The organism is Bacteroidota bacterium, assembly GCA_034723125.1.
Lineage (GTDB): Bacteria > Bacteroidota > Bacteroidia > CAILMK01 > JAAYUY01 > JAYEOP01.
The window spans coordinates 1-3958 of sequence record JAYEOP010000150.1; the positions used below are offsets into that span (position 1 = coordinate 1).

The following is a 3958-nucleotide window of genomic DNA, read 5'->3' on the forward strand; positions in this document are numbered from 1 at the left end:
ATTGCAGATGTAAAAACAAATACTAAAGACAAACCTATTGATGATGTTCACATGCTTAAAGTTCAAATAGTTGAATATTCAAAAAAAGAGTTAAAAGATTTATATGATTTTGAGATGCCTGAATAATTTTATGCATTGAAAAGATAAAATTCCTGATTTTTTTTCTTGGGATATATGCTTCTAAAACTATTTTTGCCAACAAAAAACAAGAGTTGAAAAGCCTAATGAAATTTGCGAAATATATATTAATTTTGATTTTTTAATAATTGTGATAAAAAATTTATAAATGCGGTATTTTACAATAATAACTATCATTCTCATTTTAGGATTTGGTTTTTTTGATAGCTGTGATAAAAATGATATTCCTGATACAGGACCTTACGAAACAATAAGAATTACAACTAAATATGGCGATATTCGTATTTGGTTACATTACAAAACTCCACTCCACAGAGAGAATTTTATTAAGTTGACAAATGATGATTTTTACGATAGCTTGATTTTTCATAGAGTAGTAAATAATTTTATTATTCAGGGAGGAGATCCTGAGGGAGATGGAACAGGAGGACCAGGATATAAAATTGAAGAAGAAATAAATAATTCTCTTAGACACGATTATGGAGCAGTAGGAGCAGCAAGGCTTCCTGATGATATGAACCCTGATAAAGAATCAAATGGCTCTCAATTTTATATAGTGGAGAATCCTTTTGGTACATATTCTTTAGATGGTGATTACACAATTTTCGGATATGTTTTTTTAGGTATGGATGTAGTTTCAAAAATTGCTGAGGTAGAAACAAATTATCTTGAAAAACCTATTAGCAAAGTTTATATGATGGATGTGGAAGTAGAAAAATATACTAAGCAAGAATTAAAAGATAACTTTGATTTTGATATTTCAGATTTGTAATGACTCAAGTTCATAACTGAATTTATAGAACCTCCCTAAAGTAATAGAATCTTAAAAGAATAACTATATTTGGCAATTATATTAAATTAACAAAAAAGGAGAAAAACAATGAAAAGAATAATTGCAATCTCGGTTTTATTTATCAGTTTTAGCATTTTATTACACGCCCAACCTAATACAGGAAACTTTTCAATACAATTCAACAACAGTGGTACTACAAGTGTTATTTCTTTTTATGTTCCGTCTAACTATGACTCAACAAAATCATATCCTATGATTTACGGATGGCATGGTGCAGGAATGGCAGGTTCAAGTATGAGAGACATGTTATATATTGTGTTAGCTCAAAAACACAATGCAATTGTAAGTTGTCCGGATGCTAATAATCTCAATGGTAAACCCATTCAATTATTAAATACGCTGATAGAACGATCCTATAACTATACAATGAATACTTACAATATTGATACAAACAAAATTGTTATTACAGGCTTTTCGTGGGGAGGTAAAATGGCTTATCAATTAGGTTTATCTGAGCCGAACAAATATAATGGCATTATTGGTCTTGCACCTGCAATTAGCAGTTTTTCGGGAGATATGTGGAGTAATATTAAAAATATCAGGATGGCAACAATTCTTGGCGACAAAGATTTTAATTACACTCCCGTTAATGCGTTAATGACAGATATTAGTAAAAATGGTGGAGAAATTTTGTATAAAATCAAAGCAGGAGTTCAACATGTTGACAATGCTTATTTTAATTCACAAGAGTTCATTGACGACTACGAAGAATGTTATCAATATGTACTTAATATTCCTATTGAGATTGAAGAAAATGAAGTATTTGATAATGAAAATATCAAAATATATCCTAATCCTGCAAAAGATTATATTATCATTAACAATATTAAAAATACCACCTTCGAAACAATTGAAATATTTGATATAACAGCTAAGTTGATAAAATCGTATAGTAATAACAGCCTGAGAATTAATATTTCCGATTTAAAGAAAGGATTATATTTCCTAAAAATTTCCACCAATAAAAGCATTTTTGTAAAGAAGATTATTATTGAATAAAGTTTAGGGAACTTCTAATAATTAAACCAGTGATATACAAATAATTATAGCTATGTTTATACTAAGGGGGTTTGTAAAGAAATAAAGTATGTAAAATTGACGAAGCGATGCACTGAATTTACTGAAGTGTAATTTTGTGCTTTGTCAAGGTGCAAATTTGTGAACTTTTCAAAGAAAAATCATGAACACCTTTAAAAATATAATTTGTTTAGCTATGAGGAGGTAATTCGTTTAAATATTATTTAGCGTATATGCTTGTTAATTAATTATTGGCTATAAGAAAAACGTATGTTTTTGACTGTTAGAATATTATGTGTACTTTGTCCCTTGAATCTAATGTCATAAAGTAGTCATTAAATTGCCAATAAGTTACAAAACCCAATGACAGCTTGGCTAAATGACTATTAATGACAATTGAATGACTTTTACATTCACATCCATTATTAATTCAAAGCCCAAGTATAATGAGTAATACAAAGTTTTCTTAGTGCCACTAATTAGTCAAGATTCGAAAAAATAAATTTGATATTTGACAATTAAAAATAATGATGTACTTTTGAATCAATTTAGGAAAGTCGTTTAACGGGTTCTGCGGTTTGTCTCGAATTAAAAGTTAAAAAATAAATTTTTAGAACCCACCTTAAGAATTATGATAAAAAACATTTTATTAAGCACTTTGATTGTGTTTACATTTGTAACGATTAATGCACAAACAGTAAACACCTATATTGCTACACCACAGCAACCCGGTAATTCAACCGTTGCAACTCCACGTCTTTCTGCAAAAATGTATCAACCATTTGATATGGCAGTTGACAGCAAAGGAAATATGTGGATAGCAGAAAGTGGAAATCATGTAATTTCAGTGCTACTTGCTTCTGATGACAAGTTAAGAATTCGTGCTGGAGGTATTGAACAAGCAAGTTTTGTTGATGCAACAGGAGTAATGTCAAGATTTAATGGACCAAGAGGAGTTGCAATAGGACCGAATGATGAAATATATATTTCCGATTATAATAATCATGTGATTAGAAAAATATCAAAATATCAAAATTTAGGAAACCCACAATTTATTACTGTTTTTGCAGGCAAGTACAAAACAGGAACAACTTGTTATACTCCTCAATTAGGATTTAGAGATGGTGATGCAAATGTTGCTCAGTTTTATAATCCCTCTGATATTGAAACTGATGCAGCAGGAAATGTTTATGTGGCAGATACAAGAAATCATTGTATTAGAAAGATTACTCCGGCAGGTGTTGTGTCAACAATTGCAGGACAACCTGAATCACCGGGGGATGTTAATGGCTCTGCTCTCGGTCAGGCAAAATTTAATAATCCCGTAGGTCTTTTTGTTGACGGCAATGATATTTATGTTGCTGATAAATTAAATTCTAAGATTAAAAAAATATCAGGTGGTCAAGTAACAACAGTGGTTTCAGGCTTGTGGACTCCTGAGGATGTGGTTTACGATAATGGCATATTTTATATTACCGACCTCAATAGGGTAAGAAAATATGATGGTAGCTTATCAACTTATGCAGGAAGTGAAATTATGAACGAATATGGATTTGCAGATGCACAAGGTACTGATGCACGTTTTCATAGTTGCAAGGGTATAGTGATGATAAATAATGAACTTTATTTAAGCGATCAGGATAATCATATTATTAGAAAAATTGTTGATTGTGCCGGATATAAACCTACAATATCAAAGAATGAGAATACTTTAACGGCATCAACAGGGAAAACTTATCAATGGCTTAAAAACGGAAGTGATATTTCAGGAGCAACAGCTAGTACTTATGTTGCTACTAAAACAGCAGATTATTCAGTAGAAGTTGAAAACAATGACGGATGTAAAGCAACTTCAAATTCAATTCATGTTGTAATATCTTCAATAAATGAAGTTGAAGGAGAAAATAATTTGTCAATTTATCCGAATCCCGGTAATGGTAAAATTACCGT

The 3958-nt window shown here is 30.5% G+C and carries 3 protein-coding genes; all 3 read left to right on the forward strand.

Annotated features, from left to right (window positions below):
* Positions 1–286: 286 nt before the first annotated feature.
* Positions 287–910, forward strand: a complete 624-nt coding sequence (locus U9R42_04410; protein MEA3495258.1) for a peptidylprolyl isomerase — start codon at positions 287–289, stop codon at positions 908–910.
* Positions 911–1018: 108 nt separating this feature from the next.
* Positions 1019–1990, forward strand: coding sequence for a T9SS type A sorting domain-containing protein (locus U9R42_04415; GenBank protein ID MEA3495259.1), 972 nt, complete (start codon positions 1019–1021; stop codon positions 1988–1990).
* Positions 1991–2639: 649 nt separating this feature from the next.
* Positions 2640–3958 (forward strand): hypothetical protein (locus U9R42_04420; protein MEA3495260.1); only part of this gene is annotated, 1319 nt, incomplete at its 3' end.